Annotated in this window: 18 protein-coding genes; 11 read left to right on the top strand and 7 right to left on the bottom strand. The window is 72.2% G+C overall.

Annotated elements, in window-relative coordinates:
* Positions 1-85: 85 nt before the first annotated feature.
* Positions 86-412 (top strand): hypothetical protein, encoded by a 327-nt coding sequence (locus ACZ6YG_RS34555; RefSeq protein WP_466020323.1) that lies wholly within the window; start codon positions 86-88, stop codon positions 410-412.
* Between the two features lie 95 nt (positions 413-507).
* Here the strand turns inward: ACZ6YG_RS34555 and ACZ6YG_RS34550 are convergent, their stop codons facing one another.
* The 4 genes from ACZ6YG_RS34550 to ACZ6YG_RS34535 are packed head-to-tail and all read right to left on the bottom strand — an operon-like array spanning position 508 to position 3,368.
* The gene (locus ACZ6YG_RS34550) at positions 508-1,491 is read right to left on the bottom strand and encodes an endonuclease/exonuclease/phosphatase family protein (protein WP_466020322.1); all 984 of its coding nucleotides are present in this window, start codon (positions 1,489-1,491) and stop codon (positions 508-510) included.
* 41 nt (positions 1,492-1,532) lie between these two features.
* A complete protein-coding gene (locus ACZ6YG_RS34545) occupies positions 1,533-2,300 on the bottom strand; it encodes a MauE/DoxX family redox-associated membrane protein (RefSeq protein ID WP_466020321.1) in 768 nt (255 codons plus the stop codon).
* Between the two features lie 11 nt (positions 2,301-2,311).
* On the bottom strand, positions 2,312-2,908 hold the full coding sequence (locus ACZ6YG_RS34540) for a cell wall protein (RefSeq protein ID WP_148035345.1): 597 nt from the start codon (positions 2,906-2,908) through the stop codon (positions 2,312-2,314).
* A gap of 10 nt (positions 2,909-2,918) precedes the next feature.
* A complete protein-coding gene (locus tag ACZ6YG_RS34535) occupies positions 2,919-3,368 on the bottom strand; it encodes an RlpA-like double-psi beta-barrel domain-containing protein (protein WP_148035344.1) in 450 nt (149 codons plus the stop codon).
* 203 nt (positions 3,369-3,571) lie between these two features.
* Here ACZ6YG_RS34535 and ACZ6YG_RS34530 point away from each other — a divergent pair, with 203 nt between their 5' ends.
* The 3 genes from ACZ6YG_RS34530 to ACZ6YG_RS34520 all read left to right on the top strand — a co-directional run bounded on the left by ACZ6YG_RS34530 (position 3,572) and on the right by ACZ6YG_RS34520 (position 7,218).
* On the top strand, positions 3,572-3,805 hold the full coding sequence (locus ACZ6YG_RS34530; RefSeq protein ID WP_148035343.1) for a hypothetical protein: 234 nt from the start codon (positions 3,572-3,574) through the stop codon (positions 3,803-3,805).
* A complete protein-coding gene (locus ACZ6YG_RS34525) occupies positions 3,793-5,931 on the top strand; it encodes an ATP-binding protein (protein WP_466020320.1) in 2,139 nt (712 codons plus the stop codon). Before ACZ6YG_RS34530 ends, ACZ6YG_RS34525 begins: the two co-directional genes overlap by 13 nt.
* A gap of 657 nt (positions 5,932-6,588) precedes the next feature.
* On the top strand, positions 6,589-7,218 hold the full coding sequence (locus tag ACZ6YG_RS34520) for a response regulator transcription factor (protein ID WP_315970654.1): 630 nt from the start codon (positions 6,589-6,591) through the stop codon (positions 7,216-7,218).
* Between the two features lie 34 nt (positions 7,219-7,252).
* Here the strand turns inward: ACZ6YG_RS34520 and ACZ6YG_RS34515 are convergent, their stop codons facing one another.
* Positions 7,253-7,468 carry a hypothetical protein gene (locus ACZ6YG_RS34515; protein ID WP_148035339.1) on the bottom strand — a complete coding sequence of 72 codons (216 nt, stop codon included), beginning with the start codon at positions 7,466-7,468 and terminating at the stop codon, positions 7,253-7,255.
* Positions 7,469-7,736: 268 nt separating this feature from the next.
* Between ACZ6YG_RS34515 and ACZ6YG_RS34510 the strand changes: the two genes are divergently transcribed.
* Positions 7,737-8,621, top strand: a complete 885-nt coding sequence (locus ACZ6YG_RS34510) for a helix-turn-helix domain-containing protein (protein WP_466020319.1) — start codon at positions 7,737-7,739, stop codon at positions 8,619-8,621.
* A 3-nt stretch (positions 8,622-8,624) separates the two neighbouring features.
* Here ACZ6YG_RS34510 and ACZ6YG_RS34505 read toward each other — a convergent pair whose 3' ends face one another.
* Both ACZ6YG_RS34505 and ACZ6YG_RS34500 read right to left on the bottom strand, forming a co-directional pair.
* A complete protein-coding gene (locus ACZ6YG_RS34505) occupies positions 8,625-9,434 on the bottom strand; it encodes an SAM-dependent methyltransferase (protein ID WP_466020318.1) in 810 nt (269 codons plus the stop codon).
* A 78-nt stretch (positions 9,435-9,512) separates the two neighbouring features.
* Positions 9,513-10,571, bottom strand: coding sequence for a trypsin-like serine peptidase (locus tag ACZ6YG_RS34500; protein WP_466020317.1), 1,059 nt, complete (start codon positions 10,569-10,571; stop codon positions 9,513-9,515).
* A 262-nt stretch (positions 10,572-10,833) separates the two neighbouring features.
* On the opposite strand from ACZ6YG_RS34500, the gene ACZ6YG_RS34495 reads away from it, so the two are divergent.
* From ACZ6YG_RS34495 to ACZ6YG_RS34470, 6 genes are all read left to right on the top strand, one after another.
* Positions 10,834-11,118: an STAS domain-containing protein gene (locus ACZ6YG_RS34495; RefSeq protein ID WP_466020316.1), complete on the top strand. Its 285-nt coding sequence runs from the start codon at positions 10,834-10,836 to the stop codon at positions 11,116-11,118.
* Between the two features lie 150 nt (positions 11,119-11,268).
* On the top strand, positions 11,269-13,365 hold the full coding sequence (locus ACZ6YG_RS34490; protein ID WP_466020315.1) for a PQQ-dependent sugar dehydrogenase: 2,097 nt from the start codon (positions 11,269-11,271) through the stop codon (positions 13,363-13,365).
* 9 nt (positions 13,366-13,374) lie between these two features.
* The gene (locus tag ACZ6YG_RS34485) at positions 13,375-14,271 is read left to right on the top strand and encodes a sugar phosphate isomerase/epimerase family protein (RefSeq protein ID WP_466020314.1); all 897 of its coding nucleotides are present in this window, start codon (positions 13,375-13,377) and stop codon (positions 14,269-14,271) included.
* Between the two features lie 64 nt (positions 14,272-14,335).
* Positions 14,336-15,664, top strand: coding sequence for a M14 family zinc carboxypeptidase (locus ACZ6YG_RS34480; RefSeq protein WP_397196054.1), 1,329 nt, complete (start codon positions 14,336-14,338; stop codon positions 15,662-15,664).
* A gap of 39 nt (positions 15,665-15,703) precedes the next feature.
* Positions 15,704-16,993 (top strand): MFS transporter, encoded by a 1,290-nt coding sequence (locus tag ACZ6YG_RS34475; RefSeq protein ID WP_466020313.1) that lies wholly within the window; start codon positions 15,704-15,706, stop codon positions 16,991-16,993.
* Complete coding sequence (locus ACZ6YG_RS34470; RefSeq protein WP_466020312.1) at positions 16,990-18,714, top strand: glycoside hydrolase family 2 protein; 1,725 nt, start codon at positions 16,990-16,992, stop codon at positions 18,712-18,714. Before ACZ6YG_RS34475 ends, ACZ6YG_RS34470 begins: the two co-directional genes overlap by 4 nt.
* The last annotated feature ends 11 nt before the right edge of the window (positions 18,715-18,725 follow it).

Genomic DNA, 18,725 nt, shown 5'->3' with positions numbered 1-18,725 from the left:
GCAGCGGCTCTCATTGATCCACAACCGGCTTCCAAGGCCGGCCGGAGATCCTTTCGGGTGTCCTACCACGAAAGGAGATGACCGGATGAACAGAAAGCGCAAGGCCGTCATGGTCATGGCCATGTTCTTCGCGGTCGGCGCCGCGAGCCTGATCAGCGCCGGCCCCGCTGCGGCCATGCCGCCGAACTGCGACTTCTATGTGTGCGAGGGGCAGGGCGGCGGAGGAGGCGGCGGCGGCACCCCCGGGGGTGGCGGCACCCCCGGTGGCGGTGGCGGCGGTGGTGGCGGCGGGACCCCCGACGGCGGTAGCGGAAGCCCCGACGGCGGGACCGGCGGCGGCGACCGATACCCCGATGGACCGCCCCCCTGGGACATCTGCGACATTGAGCGCAACGCCCCAGGATGTCGCTGAACGCAGACTAAGAGCACGTAACGCGTTCATCGTCGCGGCCTAGCGATACGCGGAGAGTGCGAACCCCTCCAGGGCGTCCCCACTCTCCGTCGCGGTCACCGTACGCGCAGGTCGGCGAAGAGCGCGCGGTGGTCGGAGCCCGGCACGTCGTGGACCCGCGTCGCCACCGCCGCGCCGCGGCCGTCGGTCAGCACGTGCGAGATGGCCACCAGCGGCGGCAGCACCCGATTCGGCCAGGTCGGCGCCAGCCCGTTCCCGGTGGCCGCCGCCGCGTCGGTGTAACCGGTGCCGAGCAGCCGCCGGAACACGACATGGTCCAGCGTCGCGTTGAAGTCGCCGGCGAGGACGCGCGGCGGACCCTCGGCCTGGGCGGGCGGCAGGTTCGAGAGCCCCGCCTCCCACTCGTCCACGGTCCACGGCACCGGCGCCACCGGGTGCACGACCACCACTTCCACGGCCGGGCCGCCGGGCAGCGCCACCTGCGCCACCGGCATGTGGTGCCCCACCCGCCGGAACAGCCCCGAACGCTCGCGCAGCGGGTGACGCGCGTAGATGCCGCTGCCTTCCGGCCCGCGCGGCATCGGCTGGGTGACCTCGTACGGCAGCAACTCCTTCAGCCCGGCCGCCGTCAGGCGCTCCCGCGCCGCCCAGGTCAGCTCCTGCACGCTGAACACGTCCACGTCGAGCTTCCGTACGAGGTCGACGATCACCTGGGCGTCACCCCGGCCGCCGTTGAGGTTCGCGGTCAGCAGCCGCAGCGGCCGTCCCCCGGCGGGCGCCTCTCCCGCGACGGCGCGCGGCACCACCAGCCAGGCCAGGCAGACGCAGACCGCCAGCAGGACCGCCACGGCCGCCCGGCTCCTGGCCCACAGCGCGCACGCCAGCGCCACGAGCGCCGCCACCCCGAAGTACGGAGTGAACGACACCAGCGGCACCAGGAGGAACCCGGTCTCCAGCCCGCCCAGCCGCATCGCCGTCCCGGCCGCGAACACCACCGCCACCACGACGGTCAGCCGCGCCGTCCGGGCCCGCCGCGGCCGGGCCCGCACCGGCCCCTCCACAACCTCTTGCTTGAGCACGGCCACGAATCTAGGCGGCCATTCTTAAACTCCCATGAGCGTCAGGCGGGTGCGGGCTCCTCGACCAGCGCGACGCGGACGGCCGACGGGTCGTCCCCGGTGAGCGGCACGGCGAACACCGCCGTCCGGGCGCCCGCGCCGTAGACCACGAACCGGGTCCCGTCCTCGTCCCACGTCTCCCGGATGTCCGAGGAGAGCCGCGAGGACGCCGAGCAGTACGCGGGGCTGAGGTAGAGCAGCCGCAGCGAGGTCTCCAGCGGCACGTCGCCCGGCGGCGGCACGGAGAGCGGCCCGCGCATCCGTACGAGGAAGCGCCGCGACGGCGTGAGCCAGTAGCGGTCCAGCTCCGCCGAGAGCGCCAGCAAGATCACCACCTCCACCACCACGAGCGCCGCGACCGGCGGGTGCGGCCCCGCTGTCATCGACAGGAGGCCCGCGGCGAGAAGGAGCCCCGCCCTGCCGAATCCGCGCCGGTCGGCAGGGCGGGAGTGGGCGCCGAGGCAGCCGCACGACGAGGTGGGCGCGGCGACGTGGGCGTAGCCGAGATACGCCAGGAACCCGGCGGCGAGCACGGCGGCGGCCGCGCCCTCGGCGGCGGAGTACGGCGGCAGCACCAGCGCCGCGGCCACCGCCACCTCCACCAGCCCCACGGCGACGAGCGCCGGGACCGCGCGCGCCGCGCCGACGAGCCGGGCCAGTGCGGTCTGCCCGGCCTGGGCCCGCGTCCGGCGGCTGAACAGCTTCAGCAGGCCCGCCCAGCTGAGGAAGAAGGCCAGGACGTACGGCTGCGACGCGGCGATCCCGTGCATGCGGTGCCTCCTTAGTGGGGGGAGAAGACGGTGGCGATGTCGACCTCGTTCGTGTCGGGCCGCCAGGCGCCGAGGATCTGCACGTGCTGGCTCACCTTGAGCATCGACAGGTCGGCGGTCGGCGGCGCCTGCGCCTGGATCGCGACGGACTTGCCGGGCACGACGTGGCACAGCACTTCTTTGCCGTGGTGGTCCAGGTGAAGCTTGCCGTCGGTGATGTTCTTGATGTGGCCCTTGATGTTCACGATGTTGAGCCAGACCGACTCGGCGGCGAGCATCCCGTCGGGCATCCGCACCCCGCGGGCGTAGAGGCCGTCACCCGGCTTCGCCGCCTCGAACGGGACCGGGCCGAGCTTCCACAGGCTGGTCCCGTTCACGATCCGGATGGTGTGGAACACCATGTTCGAGCCCAGGACGAGTAGCGTGTCGTCCTTGATCGTACGGATCCTGCCCTCGGCGAAATCGGGGTCGGGGGCGCCGGGTTCGGCGTCGTACGCGGTCTCCGCGAAGGCCGCCTCCGGCCCGAGCGAGCCGAGCGCGGTCGCGGCCACGACGGTGGCGCCGCCGCCGAGCACGGCGGACTTGAGCAGGTCTCTTCTGCTGGTCATCGCCGCCTCCTCAGCCGGTCGCGATCTCGCACGGCCGCAGGCCGGCGGAGAGGCTGGCGATGCGGCTGAAGGCCGCCGGGGTGAGGTCGATCAGCCGGTTGTCGGCGCAGGTGGCGCCGCAGCAGCTGCGCTCGCCGCAGAACAGGTCGGTCTGCGGCCCGCAGTCGGCGATCGTGGTGACGACGCTGGCGCCGCCGCACAGCGCCGTGGTGCGGTGGCGGAAGCCGCAGGTCCGGCGCGACAGCCCGACGCCGCACCGGTCGGGCCGGGTGATCGACCAGCAGGCGTCGGAGGTGTTGGGCCAGGCGTGCTGGAGGCTGCCGGAGTTGCAGGTGCCGCACGCTCCCTTGCCGGTGCTGCTGCACGGCCCCCACGCGGTGCCGCAGCAGAACCAGGAGACTTCGCCTGTGACGGGGCCGAGTAAGTCGGCGGGCGGGTCGGGGGACTTGCTTCGAGCCATGCGAGTTCCTCTCTACGGGTGCGCTCGCTGCTGAAGGTTTCTGACTTGATCCATGAATAACATGTAAGAATTTTTCGTCAATGCCCCGTTCCTGAAAACCCAACGCGCCCGGGTCGCCGCCTGTTGCCACGCTGGCCGCGCGGGTGAGGCGACCGTTACACTGAGTGTGCGATCCATCTCTCTCAGTGACCTCGGGAGTTCGCATGCGTAGGTCCCCTCGCTCGCTCGCCGTTCTCCTGACGGCCCTCTGCGTCGCCGTCACCCCGGTGACGCCCGCCGCGGCCGACCTTCTCGGCAAGCGCTACATCGCCTCCTACCACTCCGAGGCGGGCTGCCTCAAAGCGGGGCAGGAGGGCGTGCGCAAGCGGCAGTGGACCAAGCCCCAGTGCATCAGGTCCTTCTACGCGCTGGGCACCTGGGACCTTTGGGTGGGCTAGCGCCCGCCGTCCGGTGGCAGGCGCGCGGCCCCCACCTCGCCGGGATGGCCGCCGCGCTGCTGCTGGCGGTGCTGGTGACCAGGGCCGCGGTGACGCTGCCGGAATGGGGGCGGCTCTCCTCCGGCGCGGCGCTGATGACGGCCGAGGTGACCCGGCTGGTGGTGGGCCTGCCGGTGTGCGTCGTCGGGGTGCTGCTCCTGGCCGACCGCTACGCCCGCCGCAGGGGCGCGCTCGTGCTGGCCGCCGGAGTCGTGTGGATCGTTCCGCCCGCGATGTCCGACGTGCTCGCCGCCGTGGAGCACCCGGGGACGCCCGTCGCCGCCGCCGCGATCCTGCTCGCCGCGGCCGGCACCGCCTGCCAGCCGCTGACGGTGCTGCTCTTCCCGCTGTGCCTGCTGCCCCGCCCGGCCGTGCGGTGGCCGAGGACGGCCGTGATCGTGACCGCCGCCGCCGCGAGCATCCAGTACGCGGTCGTCTGGGGGCTGGGCACCCCCGGCTCGGCCCGGTTCGCCAGCCCGTGGGCCGGCACCGCGCCCGCCACGTGGGCCGCCGGCCTGCTGCACGACAGCCAGGTCGCGCTCGACTGGCTGGCGCCGGTCGTGACGGCGGCGGTGACCGCCGAGCTGGCCCGCGCGGCGTCGAAGGCCGGGCGGGGGAGCGCGGCCCGGTGGGTGATCGCCGCGGCCTGCCCGCTCTACGCCTGCCTCCTGCTCTCCGACCTGTGGGGTGAGAGCTGGACGATGGTGGCCCGGTCGGCCGGGGTGGTGCTGTGGGTCGCGATGATCGGGCTGGCCGCCTCGCACGGCGGGCTGTGGCGCCTGGAGCGGGTGACCAGCCACCGCATGGCCCGCGCGTTCGTCCTGGCGGTGCTGGTCATCGCCGTCACCTGCGCCGCCATGGCGGCCTGGGCGGCCCTGCCCACCGGGCGCACCACCGTCACGGCCGTGGTCGCGGGCTGCGCGCTGGTGACGGGATGGGCCGCCCGGCCGCTCGTCCGGCACGCCGTCCTGGCCGTCGAACGCGCCTTCTACGGGCCGCGCGCCCGGCCGCACGAGGCGGTGCGGGCGCTGGCCGTCCGGTTGCAGCAGGCCCCGCACCCCGGCGACGTGCCCGAGCAGATCTGCCGCGGCGTCGTCGAGGATCTGGGGTTGTCGGGCGCGCGGATCGCGCTGGAGACCCGCGCCGGCGCCCGCCTGCTGGCCGCCGCCGGGGCCCCGGTCGACGGCCCGGCGCAGGTCTTCCCGCTGCGTCACCACGGGGAGGTGGTGGGCAGGCTGGAGGTGGCCCGCGACGGGGCGAGCACCCCGGCCGAGCGCGACAGCGAGCTGCTGGCGCTGCTGGCCGACCAGGCCGGGCCGGCGCTGGCCGCGCTGCGGTTCGGCGAGGAGGCGCAGGCGGCCCGTGAGCGGCTCGTGCTGGCGCGTGAGGAGGAACGCCGCCGCCTGCGGCGCGAGATCCACGACGGTCTCGGCCCTCAGCTCGCCGCGGTGCAGCTCCGGCTCGGCGTGGCGCAGGCGTGCGGGCAGGCGTCCCCGGCCGCGCGGGCCCATCTGGGCACGGCGGCGGAAGTGCTCGTCGAGGCGCTGGCCGAGATCCGTCGCATCACGGCGGGGCTGGCTCCCGCCACGCTGGTCGAGCGCGGCCTGCTGGACGCCACCCGCATCCTGGCGCACCGCCTCACCACGGACGCCGTACGGGTCACGGTCACGGCCGGGCCGCTCCCCGCGATGGCCCCTGCGGTGGAGACGGCCGCGTACCGCATCGCCGCCGAGGCCGTGACCAACGCGGTGCGGCACGCCCGCGCCCGCCACGTCGAGGTGGCCTTCACCACCGCCCCCGGCACCCTCACCGTCACCGTCACCGACGACGGGACCGGCTTCGGCGCGGACACGATCCCTGGCACCGGCCTCCTCTCGGTCACCGAACGCGCCGAGGAGGTCGGCGGCCACGCCGACCTCCACCCCACCCCCACCGGCACCACCATCACCGCCACCCTCCCCACCCCACCCCCACCGGCCCTTCCAGACCACCCCGGACGTCCGGACCAGGGTCATTCCCCGCCCTCAGCAGTGGGATCGTGGCCGTCCCCCCGGACCTCCACCCCGCCTCCGGCGGTGGGGTCGTGACCCTCACCCCCTGCTCCTCCGGACTGACCTCGGCGGTGGGGTCGTGAGCGCAGCCCTCCCGGTCCTCCACCCCGCCTCCGGCGGTGGGGTCGTGACCCTCACCCCCTGCTCCTCCGGACTGACCTCGGCGGTGGGATCGTGAGCGCAGCCCTCCCGGTCCTCCGGACCGCCCCCGGCGTCACCTTCCGGCTCCTTCGAACTGACCTCGGCGGTGGGGTCGTGGGCGCCGCTCTCTCGGTCTTTCGGACCGTCCTCGGTGGCGGGATTGTGGCCGTTGCACTCCCGGTCCTCCGGACCGCCCTCGGTGTCCGGATCGTGATTGTTCCGATCCCGGACCTAGGCCTCGCCTCCGGCGGCGGGATCGTGACCGTCACCCCCCGCACCTCCCTGACTTCGGCGGTGGGATTGTGAGCGCTGCCCTCTCGGCCCTCCGGACCGCCCCCGGCGTCCGGAGGGTGATTGTCCCGCTCCTGAGCCTTCGCCCCGCCGCCGGCGGCGGGATCGTGACCGTCACCCCCCGGCTCCTCCGGACCGCCCCCGGCGGCGGGGTCGCTGGGCTTTCTGGTTTCCGTCGGTGTGCCGGGGTTCTTGGTTTGGGGGAGGGTGTGGATGAGTGAGGGTGGGGCGATGGATGGTGCGGGGCCGTGGCGGGTGTTGGTGGTTGACGATCATCCGCTGTTCAGGGAGGGGCTGGCGGCGGCGCTGGGTCTGGACGGTGAGTTCGTGGTGGTGGCGCAGGCCGCCACCGGGGAGCAGGCGCTGGTGGAGGCCGAGCGGACGGGCCCGGATCTCGTGGTGATGGACCTGGGCCTGCCGGGACAGTCCGGCATCGAGACCACCCGCCAGCTGCTCAGGGCGCGGCCGGAGGTCAGGGTGCTGGTGATGACGATGTCGGAGGACGACGACAGCCTGCTCGCCGCCATGCGCGCCGGCGCCCGCGGATACCTGCTCAAGGGCGCCGTACGCGAGGAGATCCTGCTCGCCCTGCGCACGGTCGGGCTGGGTGGCGCGGTGTTCAGCCCGCACATGGCCGGACGGCTGGCCGGGTTGTTCGCCGCCCACTCCGCCGCGCCGGCCAGGGAGGCGTTCCCGACCCTGACCGGACGCGAGCGCGAGGTCCTCGACCTGCTGGCCCGAGGGCTCGGCTACGGGCAGATCGCCCAGCGGCTGTTCGTCACGGACAAGACCGTGCGCAACCACGTGGGCTCGATCTTCGCCAAGCTCCAGGTCCACGACAGGGCGGCGGCGATCGCCCGGGCGAGGGACGCGGGGCTGGGCTCGGGATGACCGGAGGGCCGCCATCCCGGGCCCGCCCGCCGGGTCACCGGTCGGTCCACAGGTTCCACAGCCAGCCCTCCGCGCACTGGTACCGCGACCAGTGGCCGCGGTCGATGCCCTGCTGGCCGGCGGTGATGCAGTCGCTGTGGAAGAGGAACTTGCCCCGGTGGATCGGCAGGTGGTCGGCGGCCGCGGAGGCGGCGAGAGGGGCGGCGGCCATCGTGACGACGAATCCGGCGATGGCGAGCAGCTGCTTCATGGTGATGTTCCCTTCTGGATGTCGGGGCCGGTGGTCACCGGCTCTTCCGGACATCTGAAGCTTCGCCCGCCCCCGTTCCCGGGCGCATGGGTCACCTGACCTGTCCGTTCCCGGGTTCTGATACACCCTTTTTCGTACCAGTGTTGTGACGGTGCGTTCACGAGCTGCCGCAATTCAGAGTGATTACGGTATTTGGCGTGGCAGGATTGTCGGTGAAGGGGTGGGGCGACGGAGGCATAGAGGAGCGCTTATGCCGACTTATCGCAATATGAGAGGTCTGACCGAAATCGTGGGCGGGGATTTCCAGCGGACCGGGCCGACCGCGTTGCGCATATTGGTGGGCTCGCAGCTGCGCAGGCTGCGGGAGGAGCGGAACATCACCCGCGAGCGTGCCGGTTACGCCATTCGCGGATCGCATTCCAAGATCAGCCGGATGGAGGGCGGGCGCTGCGGGTTCAAGATCCGCGACGTGGAGGACCTGCTCACCCTGTACGGCGTCGTCGAGCGGGCCGAGCGCGCGACGCTGCTGCTTCTGGCCGAGCAGGCCAACCAGCACGGCTGGTGGCACGACTACCGCGACGTGGTGCCCGACTGGTTCGAGGAGTATCTCGGGCTGGAGCAGGACGCGGAGCTGATCCGTACGCACGAGATCCAGTACGTCCCCGGCCTGCTGCAGACGGAGGACTACGCCCGCGCGGTCATCGCCAGGGGCCACGGCGGCGAGAGCCGCGAGCGGGTCGAGTCGCGGGTCGCGCTGCGGATGCGCCGCCGGGAGCTGCTGGATTCCTCCGGCCGCAGGCTCTGGGCCATCGTGGACGAGGGCGCGCTGCGCCGGCTGGTCGGTGGCCGCGACGTCATGCGCGCCCAGCTCGGCCACCTCGTCGAGATGGCCGGGCTGGCGCACGTCACCTTGCAGGTGCTGCCGTTCAGCGTCGAGGTCGCGGTCGGCGGCGTCGGTCCCGTCACGCTGCTGCGCTTCCCCCAGGCCGAGCTGGACGACATCGTCTACCTCGAACAGCTCGCCAGCGCCCAGTACCTCACGAAGGACGCGGAGGCGCACCCGTACCGGCATCTGCTGAACGAGCTCAGCGTGCACGCGCCCCCGCCCAAGGCCACGCCGGGCATCCTGCGCCGGATTATGGAGGAGCTGTAGGGCCTACGGTTTGCGGGCGACGCCGACCAGGGCGTCCACCTCCTTGAGCTCGGCCAGCGGGTCAGGGTCGGGCCGCCAGAAGGGGATGGACGCCACCCCGGGCTCGACCAGCTCCAGGCCGTCGAAGAAGGCGCCGAACTCCTCCCTGGAGCGCAGGTTGTAGGGCACCGCGTCGCCCTCGTTGTAGTCCTCCTGGGCCTGGTCGAGGGCCTCGCCGGTGACGACGTTGACCCCGTCCCACAGGGCCAGGTAGCTGCCGGGCGGCAGCCCGTCCATCAGCCTGGCCACGATCGCGTGCGCGCCCTCCTCGTCGGTCACGAAGCCCACGATGCCCATCAGCATCAGCGCGACGGGCTGGGTGAGGTCCAGCGTCTTGGCCGCGGCGGCGAGGATCGCCTCGGGATCGCGCAGGTCGGCCTCGACGTAGTCGGTGGCGCCTTCCGGCGTGCCGACCAGGAGCGCGCGGGCGTGGGTCAGCACCAGCGGGTCGTTGTCCACGTAGACCACGCGGCAGGTGGGGTCGGCCCGCTGCGCGACCTCGTGGGTGTTGTCGACCGTCGGCAGTCCCGTCCCCACGTCGAGAAATTGGCGGACACCTGCCTCATTGACCAGATAACGCACGATACGGGCGAGCAAGTGACGAGATAGCCGAGCGATATGCACAATGTCCGGAAATGCTTGGCTGAACTGGTCACCCGCCACGCGATCGACGTCGTAGTGGTCCTTGCCGCCGAGCCAGTAATTCCACATCCGCGCGGCATGGGGAACGGTGGTGTCGATTCGGGAGCCGGGGGGAGGGGTTTCACCCGTCATGTGAGTTACTCCTCTTTTGTCGGGATGCGCCGATCTTCAACGTAGCCGCCGCACCCCTCCCTTTTCCAGCGGCCGGTGTCAGAGGGCTCCGGAGCTCTGCGCGGCCTGGTAGACCTCCATCGCCTCGTCCCCGAAGAAGGGGCCGAACATGAAGCCGGGCGCGAAGTCGTACGTGAAGCTGTTGACCGAGTTGAGCATGCCCAGCCCGGTCGACTCGTTGAACCCGAGGAACCAGCCGCCCCCGCTCGACCCGCCCGTCATGTTGCAGCGCACCCCCTGGCCCCTGGTCGCGACCGGGTCGTTGAACGCCCGCCCGCTGCAGTAGATCAGGGTCGAGCCGTCGAACGGCGACGCCGCCGGATAGCCGAACGCGAACATCTGCCGCTGCCGCGCCTGGTTGAACGCCACCCCCTGCCCGCCCACGACGTCAGTCAGCGTCCGCCCTTGCAGCGGCGCGACCACGGCGGCGGCGATGTCGAAGTTGATGTCCTCGCGGGCGTTCCACTGCTGCGTGGTGAACAGCCTGGTCGCCACCCAGGTGCCGAAGGGGCGGCGGCCGTTGTCGAAGGCCGGCACGAACGCCACGTTGCGGTGCGCGGCCCCGTTCAGCTTGACGCAGTGTCCCGCGGTCATCACCACGCTCTCGTTCGCGCTGGTCACGGCCGTTCCCGAGCAGGAGGCGTTGGCGCCCTCGGCGGTGGTGAAGAACAGCCGCCCGCTGGTGCGCACGACGGCCCCGCCGTCGGTCCACCGCAGGCCGGGGCTGTTGGGCACGGCCTGCTGGGTCTGGGCGCCGCGGGCCTGGTTCCCGGAGCCCTGGGTGCGCCACGGCGTCCGCTGTGTGGCCCGCTGCCCCGTCTGAGCCGCGTCGCCCCTGGCCGCCCACGGCTCACCACGGGTGGGCCCGCTCGACCGGGTGGCCCGCCGGGGTGCCGCCATGGTGTCCATCGGCTGCGCGGCCAGCATCCGCTGCGTGGTCCAGTACTGCAGGACGGTCCTGCGCTCCGACGACGAGTCCGCGCCGGACCACCGGACGGGCCGGTGATCGGCCGTAACGGTTGCCTGTGCCTGTGCGGGGACGAGCGCGCCCGCTAAGGCGAGCGCGGCGGCGGAGAGCAGGGCGACTCTGCGGTGCATGAAGTACCTCCCGAAGACCGGAATCTGCCATCAGGAGGTACGCACGGACCCGCCCATCTTTCTCAAGCCGATCACATATGGGTATGGCGGGACGCTCGGAACCAGGGCGCTCGTCGGCCCGTGAGGTAGGGTGGGTTCACCGCGCAAGCCGTTCGCTCACCTTGGAGCCCCAGCTCAGGTGACCGGCTTCGGGCAGCCGACCTCCCCGTCTTCGGCCCCGTCGCGCGCCCCCGACGCTTTTCATCTCCGAACGGAGAACCGCATGACCATCCGCACCACCGTCCAGGCGTCCGGTGAGATCGACCTTCACACGGGCGTGAAACTGCGCCGGCAGCTGCTCAACGCGCTCTGCCACGCCACGGACACGCTCGTGCTCGACCTGTCGCGGGTCACCTTCTGCGACGCCTCCGGGCTGTCCGTCCTGGTCGAGCTCCGCAACCGGGCCCGGGCCAGGGGCGTCACCGTCCAGCTGACCAGGCCGAGCCCGTTCATGTCCCGGCTGCTGCGCATCACCGGCCTGTATGGCGGCCTCGTCGAGGCCGCCTGACCACGACCCCGCGGCGGCGGCACTTTGTCCAATCGGACGCGAAAGTCGGTCATCCCGCCGCCGATTGGGTCCTCCTCTATCGGCGTAACCCGGGTTACATTCACGTTGATCTGCCCTCACTTATCCCTCACGTTGACCGAAGGGAGAGGCATGAGAGCGCGAACCGCGATCGCGGCCATGACTGCTGCGGCGATCCTCATGCCGGCCGCGGCCGCCCAGGGCGCGGAGACCACCAGCGCCCCGCCCCCCGATGACCGGTTCCAGAAGGTGACGCTGAACGACAACCCCGGCGAGCCGATGGACCTGGCGGTGTTACCCGACTCCAGGGTGCTCCACACGACCAGGAAAGGCGAAGTCTGGTTACACGACCCGAAGACCGGGCTCAACACGCTGGCCGCCGACCTCGACGTCTACCAGCATGACGAGGAGGGCCTGCAGAGCATCGCCCTCAGCCCCGGCTTCGGGAAGGGATCCAAGAAGGACGACTGGGTCTACCTCTACTACTCGCCGCCGCTCGACACCCCGATCGACGACCCCTCGACGCCCGGCGTGAACGAGGGCGACGCCCCGTTCACCGGCGCCCCCGAGGACTTCGAGCCGTTCGAGGGCCTGATCCGGCTGTCGCGGTTCCGCTTCACCGGCGCCACCGTCGACCTGCGCACCGAGCAGCGCATCCTGGACGTGCCGGTGGACCGCGGCATCTGCTGCCACGTCGGCGGCGACATCGTCTTCGACGCCAAGGGCGACCTCTACCTGTCGACCGGCGACGACACCAACCCGTTCTTCTCCGACGGCTACACCCCGATCGACGAGCGGGCCGACCGGAACCCGGCGTTCGACGCCCAGCGCAGCTCCGGCAACACCAACGACCTGCGCGGCAAGATCCTGCGCATCAGCCCGCGCGACGACGGGTCCTACGCGATCCCGTCAGGCAACCTCTTCCGGCGCGGCACCCCCGGGACCCGGCCCGAGGTCTACGCGATGGGCCTGCGCAACCCGTTCCGCATCGAGCTGAACCGGTCCAACGGTGACCTCTACGTCGCCGACTACTCGCCCGACGCCCGCAACGCCGATCCCGCGCGCGGCCCGGCCGGCACCGGGAAGTGGACGGTCATCCGCAAGGCCGGCAACTACGGCTGGCCCTACTGCGCGACCGCGCGGCTCCCGTACACCGACTACGACTTCGCGACCGGGACGTCCGGCGCGGCGTTCGACTGCGCCGCGCCCGTCAACGAGTCGCCGCACAACACCGGGCGGCGCGAGCTGCCTCCCGTCGTCCAGCCGGACGTGTGGTACTCCTACGGCCAGTCGGCGGAGTTCCCCCAGCTGGGCACCGGCGGCATCGGGCCGATGGCCGGCCCCGCCTACGACTTCGACCAGCGTGACACGCGCGGTCGCGACGCCGTGGGCTGGCCGCGTCACTACGACGGCGTCCCGCTGTTCTACGAGTGGACCCGCGACTACGTCAAGGCGTTCCACCGGGGCGGGCGGATCGAGGACGTGCTCCCCTCGTTCGTCTTCGACAACCCGATGGACATGGAGTTCGGCCCCGACGGCGCGCTCTACGTGCTGGAGTACGGCGACGGCTTCTTCCAGGAGAACCCGGACGCCCAGCTCGCCCGCATCGACTACATCGGCAACACCGGCAACCACACCCCCGTCCCGGCCGCCGCGGCGTCGGTGACCGCCGGGCAGGCGCCGCTCACCGTCCAGTTCACCGGCGCGGCCACCACCGACGCCGACGGCGACAGGCTCCGGTACGCCTGGGACTTCGACGCCGACGGCAGGGTGGACTCCCGCAGCCCCGAGGCCGCGTTCACGTTCACCGAGAACGGCCTGTACAACGCCACGCTCCGGGTCAGCGACCCGAGCGGCAGGTCGGCCTCGACGTCGGTGCGGATCGTGGTCGGCAACGACACCCCGGTCGTCGAGATCCTCCGCCCGGCCGAGGGCGACCCGTTCGCGTTCGGCGACGTGGTCGAGTTCGAGGTGCGGGTCACCGACGACCAGCCGGTCGACTGCGCCCGCGTGACCGTGGACTACATCCTCGGCCACGACGACCACGGCCACCCGCAGACCACGGCCCGCGGCTGCACCGGCTCCATCCAGACCACCGAGCCAGGCGGCCACGACCCGGAGAACGACGACCTCACCGGCGTCTTCGTCGCGGGCTACACCGACCCGGGCACCGGTGGCCTCCCCGAGCTGACCGGCACCGACCAGGTCGTCCTCCAGCCCACCCGTTAGGAGAACCCCATGTGCTACGGCTACGGCCCCAGCCGGCGGTCGCTGCTCGCCGCCGGGCTCGGCCTCGGCGCGGGCGCGCTCGCCGCCGCCTCCCCGGCCGCCGCGGCGTCGCCGCACCGGCCGCACCACAAGCACCGCGTCCCCCCGGGCCAGATCAGCATGCAGCTCTGGACCGTACGCGACGACCTCGCGCAGAACTACGACGCCACCCTCGCCTACCTCGCCGAGATCGGCTACCCGCGGATCGAGGTCGCGCTCGGCTACTTCGGGCGTACGGCGAAGCAGCTCCGCGAGTTCCTGGACGGGCTCGGCATCCGGGCCACCTCCAGCCACGACGGCATCAGCCCCGACGACGCCGCCCTGGAAACCAAGATCGAGAACGCGCTGACCCTCGGCCAGACCTACATGGTCGTGCCGTACCTCAACTCCGACAGCCTGGACCAGTGGAAGGCCTGGGCCGAGCGGATGAACGTCGAGGCGCGGGCCGCCCGCGAGGCCGGGCTGAAGTACGGCTACCACAACCACGCCCACGAGTTCACCATCGACCTCGGCGGCGGCCGGACGCCGTGGGACGTGCTCACCGCCGAACTCGACCCGCGCCTGGTCCACCTGGAGATCGACATCTACTGGGCGGTGACCGGCGGCGTCGGCCGCGGCGTCCGTGACCCGGAGCGGTTCGCGATCGACGTCATCAAACGGGCGCCGCAGCGCGTGCTGCAGTATCACGTCAAGGACCGTCACCTGGACGGCGACATGGCCGACCTGGGGACGGGCACGATCGACTTCCGGAGGGTGTTCGACGCGCACCGCGTCAACGAGTACATCGTGGAGAACGACACCCCGGACGTGACGCCGAGGCAGACGTCCGAGGTCGGCTACCGCTACCTGAGGAAGCTCCGTTACTAGGGACGGCGACCGGGCGGCCCCCCCGCGGGCCCGCCCGGTCCACCCTCCGGGCGACACTGGAGCCGTGCTCGACGAACTCGGCTCCGTGCCCGCCTTCGACCGCTTCGCCACCGTCGACGAGGTGAACGCCCGCCTCGGCTCACTCGCCGACAGTCATCCCGGCGTGGCGACCCTGCGCAGGATCGGCACCTCCCGACTCGGCGACCCGCTGCTCTGCCTCACGGTCGGCGACGGGCCGAGACACGCGATCGTCGCGGCCGGCCCGCACCCGAACGAGCCCATCGGCGGGCTGACCGTCAGCCACCTGGCCGCCCGGCTCTGCGCCGACGGCGAGCTGCGCCGCGACAGCGGCTACACCTGGCACCTCGTCGCCTGCCTCGACCCCGACGGCACCCGGCTCAACGAGGGCTGGTTCGCCGGTCCGTTCACCAGGACCCACTACGCGCGGCACTTCTACCGGCCCGCCCCGGACGAGCAGGTGGAGTGGACGTTCCCGTTCGCCTACAAGCGCTCCTACTTCGACCGGGTGCTCCCCGAGACGCTGGCCCTCATGCGGCTGATCGACGACACCCGGCCCGCCTTCTTCACCACCCTGCACAACGGCGAGACCGGCGGCGTCTTCTACTACCTGAACCGGCCCGTCCCCGAGCTGCACCAGGTGCTCAAGGAACTGCCCGGCAGGTACGGGGTGCCGCTGCACGCCGGTGAGCCGGAGCATCCCGCGGTCAGGTCGTTCGAGCAGGCCATCTACCAGGCGCCCACGATGGAGGACGCGTACGACTACCTGGAGGCCAACGGGCAGGACCCGGTCCCGCTCATCGGCGGCGCGGCCAGCGACTCGCACATCAAGAAGTACGGCACGCTCGGGCTGACCGCGGAGATCCCGTACTGGACCGACCCGTCGGCCGCCGACACCTCGCCCACCGGCCGCTCCTACCGCGACCTGATCGGGGCGCAGGCCGTGGGCCTGCGCGAGACCCACGAGGCGCTCGCCCGGACCCTCGCGGCGGCGCAGGGCGACCTGGTGACGTCCTCGCCGTTCCTGCGGGCGAGCAGGGCCTTCATCCCGATGCTGGCGGGCATGGCCGAGACCGACGCGGTGCGCGCGGGCGACCCGTCGAGCGACCGGCCGGCGACCGTGGCCGAGGTGTCGTCCTGCCGGGAGAGCCTGTCCAGCATGCGGCTGCGGTTCGGCGGGATCCTGCTGCGGGCGCTGGAGGGCGAGCTGGCCGTCGGCAACGTCGCCCCCGCCGTCCGGGCGGCGGCCGGTGAGCTGGCCGAGCTGCACGCGGCCTGGTGCGCGGAGGGCGAGAGCCCGGCCCGCGCGATCCCGATCCACGACCTGGTGGCCATCCAGTACGGCGCGGTCCTCGCGGGCGCCGCGCACGCTTGATCCGTTTTCGTACCCGTTGGTAGCTATACGCTGTCGCGCGTGACCATCGCCGTACCCGCCCAGCTGGGCTCCCGCCGCTGGACGGCGGTGATCGTGCTCGGCTTCGTCGGCCAGCTCGCCTGGACCGTCGAGAACATGTATCTCAACGTGTTCCTGTACGACACGATCAGCGACGACCCCACGGCCATCGCCACCATGGTCGCCGCCAGCGCGGTCACCGCGACGGTCGCGACGCTGCTGATCGGCTCGTTGTCCGACCGCACGGGCCGCCGCCGGGTGTTCATCGCCGCCGGTTACGTGCTGTGGGGGCTGTCCACGGCGGCGTTCGGGCTGGTCACCGTGGACACCGTGGCGAACCTCGCGCCGGCCGCGAACGCCGTGCTGGTCGCCATGGTCGCGGTCATCGTGCTGGACTGCGTCATGTCGTTCCTGGGCTCCGGCGCGAACGACGCCGCCTTCCAGGCCTGGGTGACCGACGTGACGCGGCCCGCCAACCGGGGCCGGGTGGAGTCCGTCCTGGCGATCATGCCGCTGGTGTCGATGCTGGCCGTCTTCGGCGCCCTCGACCCGCTCACCAGGGCCGGGCGGTGGCGGGAGTTCTTCGTGCTGATCGGCGCGGTCATCACGGTGGTCGGGGTGGTGGCCTGGTTCCTGGTCCGTGACCGGCCGTCCGTGCCCCGGGCCCGCGACGGCGCCCTGGCCGCCGTCTTCCACGGCCTGCGCCCGAGCGCCATGCGCGCCAACCCCGGTCTCTACCTGCTGCTGTCGGCGTGGGCGGTCTGGGGCGTCTCGACGCAGGTCTTCCTCCCGTACCTGATCATCTACGTGCAGCGCTACCTGCAGATCGAGGCGTACGCGGTCGTCCTCGGCGTGGTGCTGACCGGCGCGGCGGCGGTCACCGTCGGGTTTGGCCGGCTGATCGACCGCGTCGGCAAGGCGCGCTTCCTGCTGCCCGCCGTGGCCGTCTACGCGGCCGGGCTGCTGGCGATGTGGGCGGCGCGCGGGATGGTGCCGGTCATCGCGGCCGGGCTGGTGATGATGTCCGGGTTCATGCTGGTCGCCGCGACCATCGGCGCGCTCGTGCGCGACCACACGCCGCCGGAGCGCGCCGGGCACGTGCAGGGGCTCCGGATGGTGTTCGCGATCCTCATCCCCATGCTGATCGGACCGTATGTCGGGGCCCTCGTCATCCGGGGCGCGGACGCGTACTACGAGGATCTCGGGGTGCTCAGACAGGTGCCCACTCCCGCGATCTTCCTGGCCGCCGCCGCGGTGCTGCTGCTGATCGCCGTCCCCGTCCGGATCCTGCGCAAGAGAGAGATCGCATGAGCACGCTCACCCGCTGGGGCCGGGACCTCGACCCCGACGCGGTCCTGCCCGAGTACCCGCGGCCGCAGCTCGTCCGCGACAGCTACCTCAACCTCAACGGCCGGTGGGAGTACGCCATCACCGGCGACGGCGAGGAACCGGTGACGTACGACGGGCCGATCGTGGTGCCGTTCTCGCCCGAGTCGGCGCTGTCCGGCGTCGACCGGCGGCTGATGCCCGGCCAGACCCTCTGGTACCGGCGCGGCCTCACCCTGCCCGACGGCTTCGGCACAGGCGGCAGGGTGCTGCTGCACTTCGGCGCGGTCGACCAGACCTGCCGGGTGCTGCTCAACGGCGTCGAGGCGGGCCGCCACACCGGCGGCTACCTCCCGTTCGGCTTCGACGTCACCGACCTTCTGCGCGACGGCGAGAACGTCCTGACCGTCGCGGTGCGCGACGACACCGACACCGGGCAGCACGCCCGCGGCAAGCAGAAGCTGGAACGGGGCGGCATCTGGTACACGCCGCAGTCGGGCATCTGGCAGACCGTGTGGGCCGAGCGCGTGCCCGCCACGCACGTCGAGCGGCTCACCCTGACCCCGCACCTGGACGAGTCGTGCGTCGAGGTGACCGTGCACGCCGCCGAAGGGGAGGCGGACGTCGAGATCCTCGCCGCGGGGACCGTCGTCGCCCGCGCCACCGTCCCCGCCGGTCGGCCGGTGCGGGTCCCGATCCCGGACGTCCGGCCGTGGTGCCCGGAGGACCCCTTCCTGTACGACGTCACGGTGGAACTGGGCGCCGACCGGGTGCGGAGCTACGTGGGCATGCGCTCGTACGGGGTGGGGACCGACGCCGACGGGGTGCCCCGGCTGCTGCTCAACGGCCGCCCGTACTTCCACGCCGGGATCCTCGACCAGGGCTACTGGTCCGACGGCATGTACACGGCGCCGTCCGACGAGGCGATGATCCACGACATCGCCACCATGAAGCGGCTCGGCTTCACCATGCTGCGCAAGCACATCAAGATCGAGCCGCTGCGCTGGTACCACCACTGCGACCGGCTCGGCATGATCGTCTGGCAGGACATGGTCAACGCGGGCGGACGCTACCATCCGCTGGTGGTCACCGCCCCGGCGGTCGTGCCGTTCCATCTGCCCGACCGGTTCTTCGGGCGGGCGCACCGGGAGCGGTTCCTCGCCGAGCTCCGCGAGACGGTGGAGCACCTGCGCAACGTGGTGAGCATCGCCGTCTGGGTGCCGTTCAACGAGGGCTGGGGCCAGTTCGACGCCGCCCGCGTCGCGGCGGAGGTGGCCAGGCTCGACCCCACCCGGACCGTCGACCACGCCAGCGGCTGGCACGACCAGGGCGCGGGCGACCTGCGGAGCCTGCACGTCTACTTCCGCCGCTTCCGCGTGCCGCGCCGCCGTGACCGGCGGGTCCTCGTGCTGTCGGAGTACGGCGGATACGGTCTGCGGGTCGACGGCCACACCTTCAACGACCGCAACTTCGGCTACCGGCGCTACGACACCCCCGACCGGCTGGGCGCGGCCTTCGCCCGGCTGCACGCCGAGCAGATCGTCCCGGCCATCCCGCGCGGCCTGAGCGCCACGGTCTACACCCAGTTGTCCGACGTGGAGGACGAGCTGAACGGGCTGCTCACCTACGACCGCGAGGTGCTGAAACTCCCCGAGGACCTGGTCCGCGCGGTCAACCTGCGACTCACGCTCGACCGGACCCCCTGAGGAGAGCCCCT

It is taken from the genome of Nonomuraea sp. NPDC054003, assembly GCF_055585125.1.
The sequence above is the reverse complement of the archived record's forward strand: the minus strand, read 5'-3'. Positions and strand labels throughout refer to the sequence as shown.

What these genes read in the sequence shown, in the direction of transcription:
- ACZ6YG_RS34530 (WP_148035343.1), top strand. Translation starts at nt 3,572, where the DNA reads ATGCGTAGGTCCCCTCGCTCGCTCGCCGTTCTCCTGACGGCCCTCTGC.
- ACZ6YG_RS34490 (WP_466020315.1), top strand. Translation starts at nt 11,269, where the DNA reads ATGAGAGCGCGAACCGCGATCGCGGCCATGACTGCTGCGGCGATCCTC.
- ACZ6YG_RS34495 (WP_466020316.1), top strand. Translation starts at nt 10,834, where the DNA reads ATGACCATCCGCACCACCGTCCAGGCGTCCGGTGAGATCGACCTTCAC.
- ACZ6YG_RS34515 (WP_148035339.1), bottom strand. Translation starts at nt 7,468, where the DNA reads ATGAAGCAGCTGCTCGCCATCGCCGGATTCGTCGTCACGATGGCCGCC.
- ACZ6YG_RS34505 (WP_466020318.1), bottom strand. Translation starts at nt 9,434, where the DNA reads ATGACGGGTGAAACCCCTCCCCCCGGCTCCCGAATCGACACCACCGTT.
- ACZ6YG_RS34485 (WP_466020314.1), top strand. Translation starts at nt 13,375, where the DNA reads ATGTGCTACGGCTACGGCCCCAGCCGGCGGTCGCTGCTCGCCGCCGGG.
- ACZ6YG_RS34510 (WP_466020319.1), top strand. Translation starts at nt 7,737, where the DNA reads ATGAGAGGTCTGACCGAAATCGTGGGCGGGGATTTCCAGCGGACCGGG.
- ACZ6YG_RS34545 (WP_466020321.1), bottom strand. Translation starts at nt 2,300, where the DNA reads ATGCACGGGATCGCCGCGTCGCAGCCGTACGTCCTGGCCTTCTTCCTC.
- ACZ6YG_RS34500 (WP_466020317.1), bottom strand. Translation starts at nt 10,571, where the DNA reads ATGCACCGCAGAGTCGCCCTGCTCTCCGCCGCCGCGCTCGCCTTAGCG.
- ACZ6YG_RS34555 (WP_466020323.1), top strand. Translation starts at nt 86, where the DNA reads ATGAACAGAAAGCGCAAGGCCGTCATGGTCATGGCCATGTTCTTCGCG.
- ACZ6YG_RS34540 (WP_148035345.1), bottom strand. Translation starts at nt 2,908, where the DNA reads ATGACCAGCAGAAGAGACCTGCTCAAGTCCGCCGTGCTCGGCGGCGGC.
- ACZ6YG_RS34470 (WP_466020312.1), top strand. Translation starts at nt 16,990, where the DNA reads ATGAGCACGCTCACCCGCTGGGGCCGGGACCTCGACCCCGACGCGGTC.
- ACZ6YG_RS34535 (WP_148035344.1), bottom strand. Translation starts at nt 3,368, where the DNA reads ATGGCTCGAAGCAAGTCCCCCGACCCGCCCGCCGACTTACTCGGCCCC.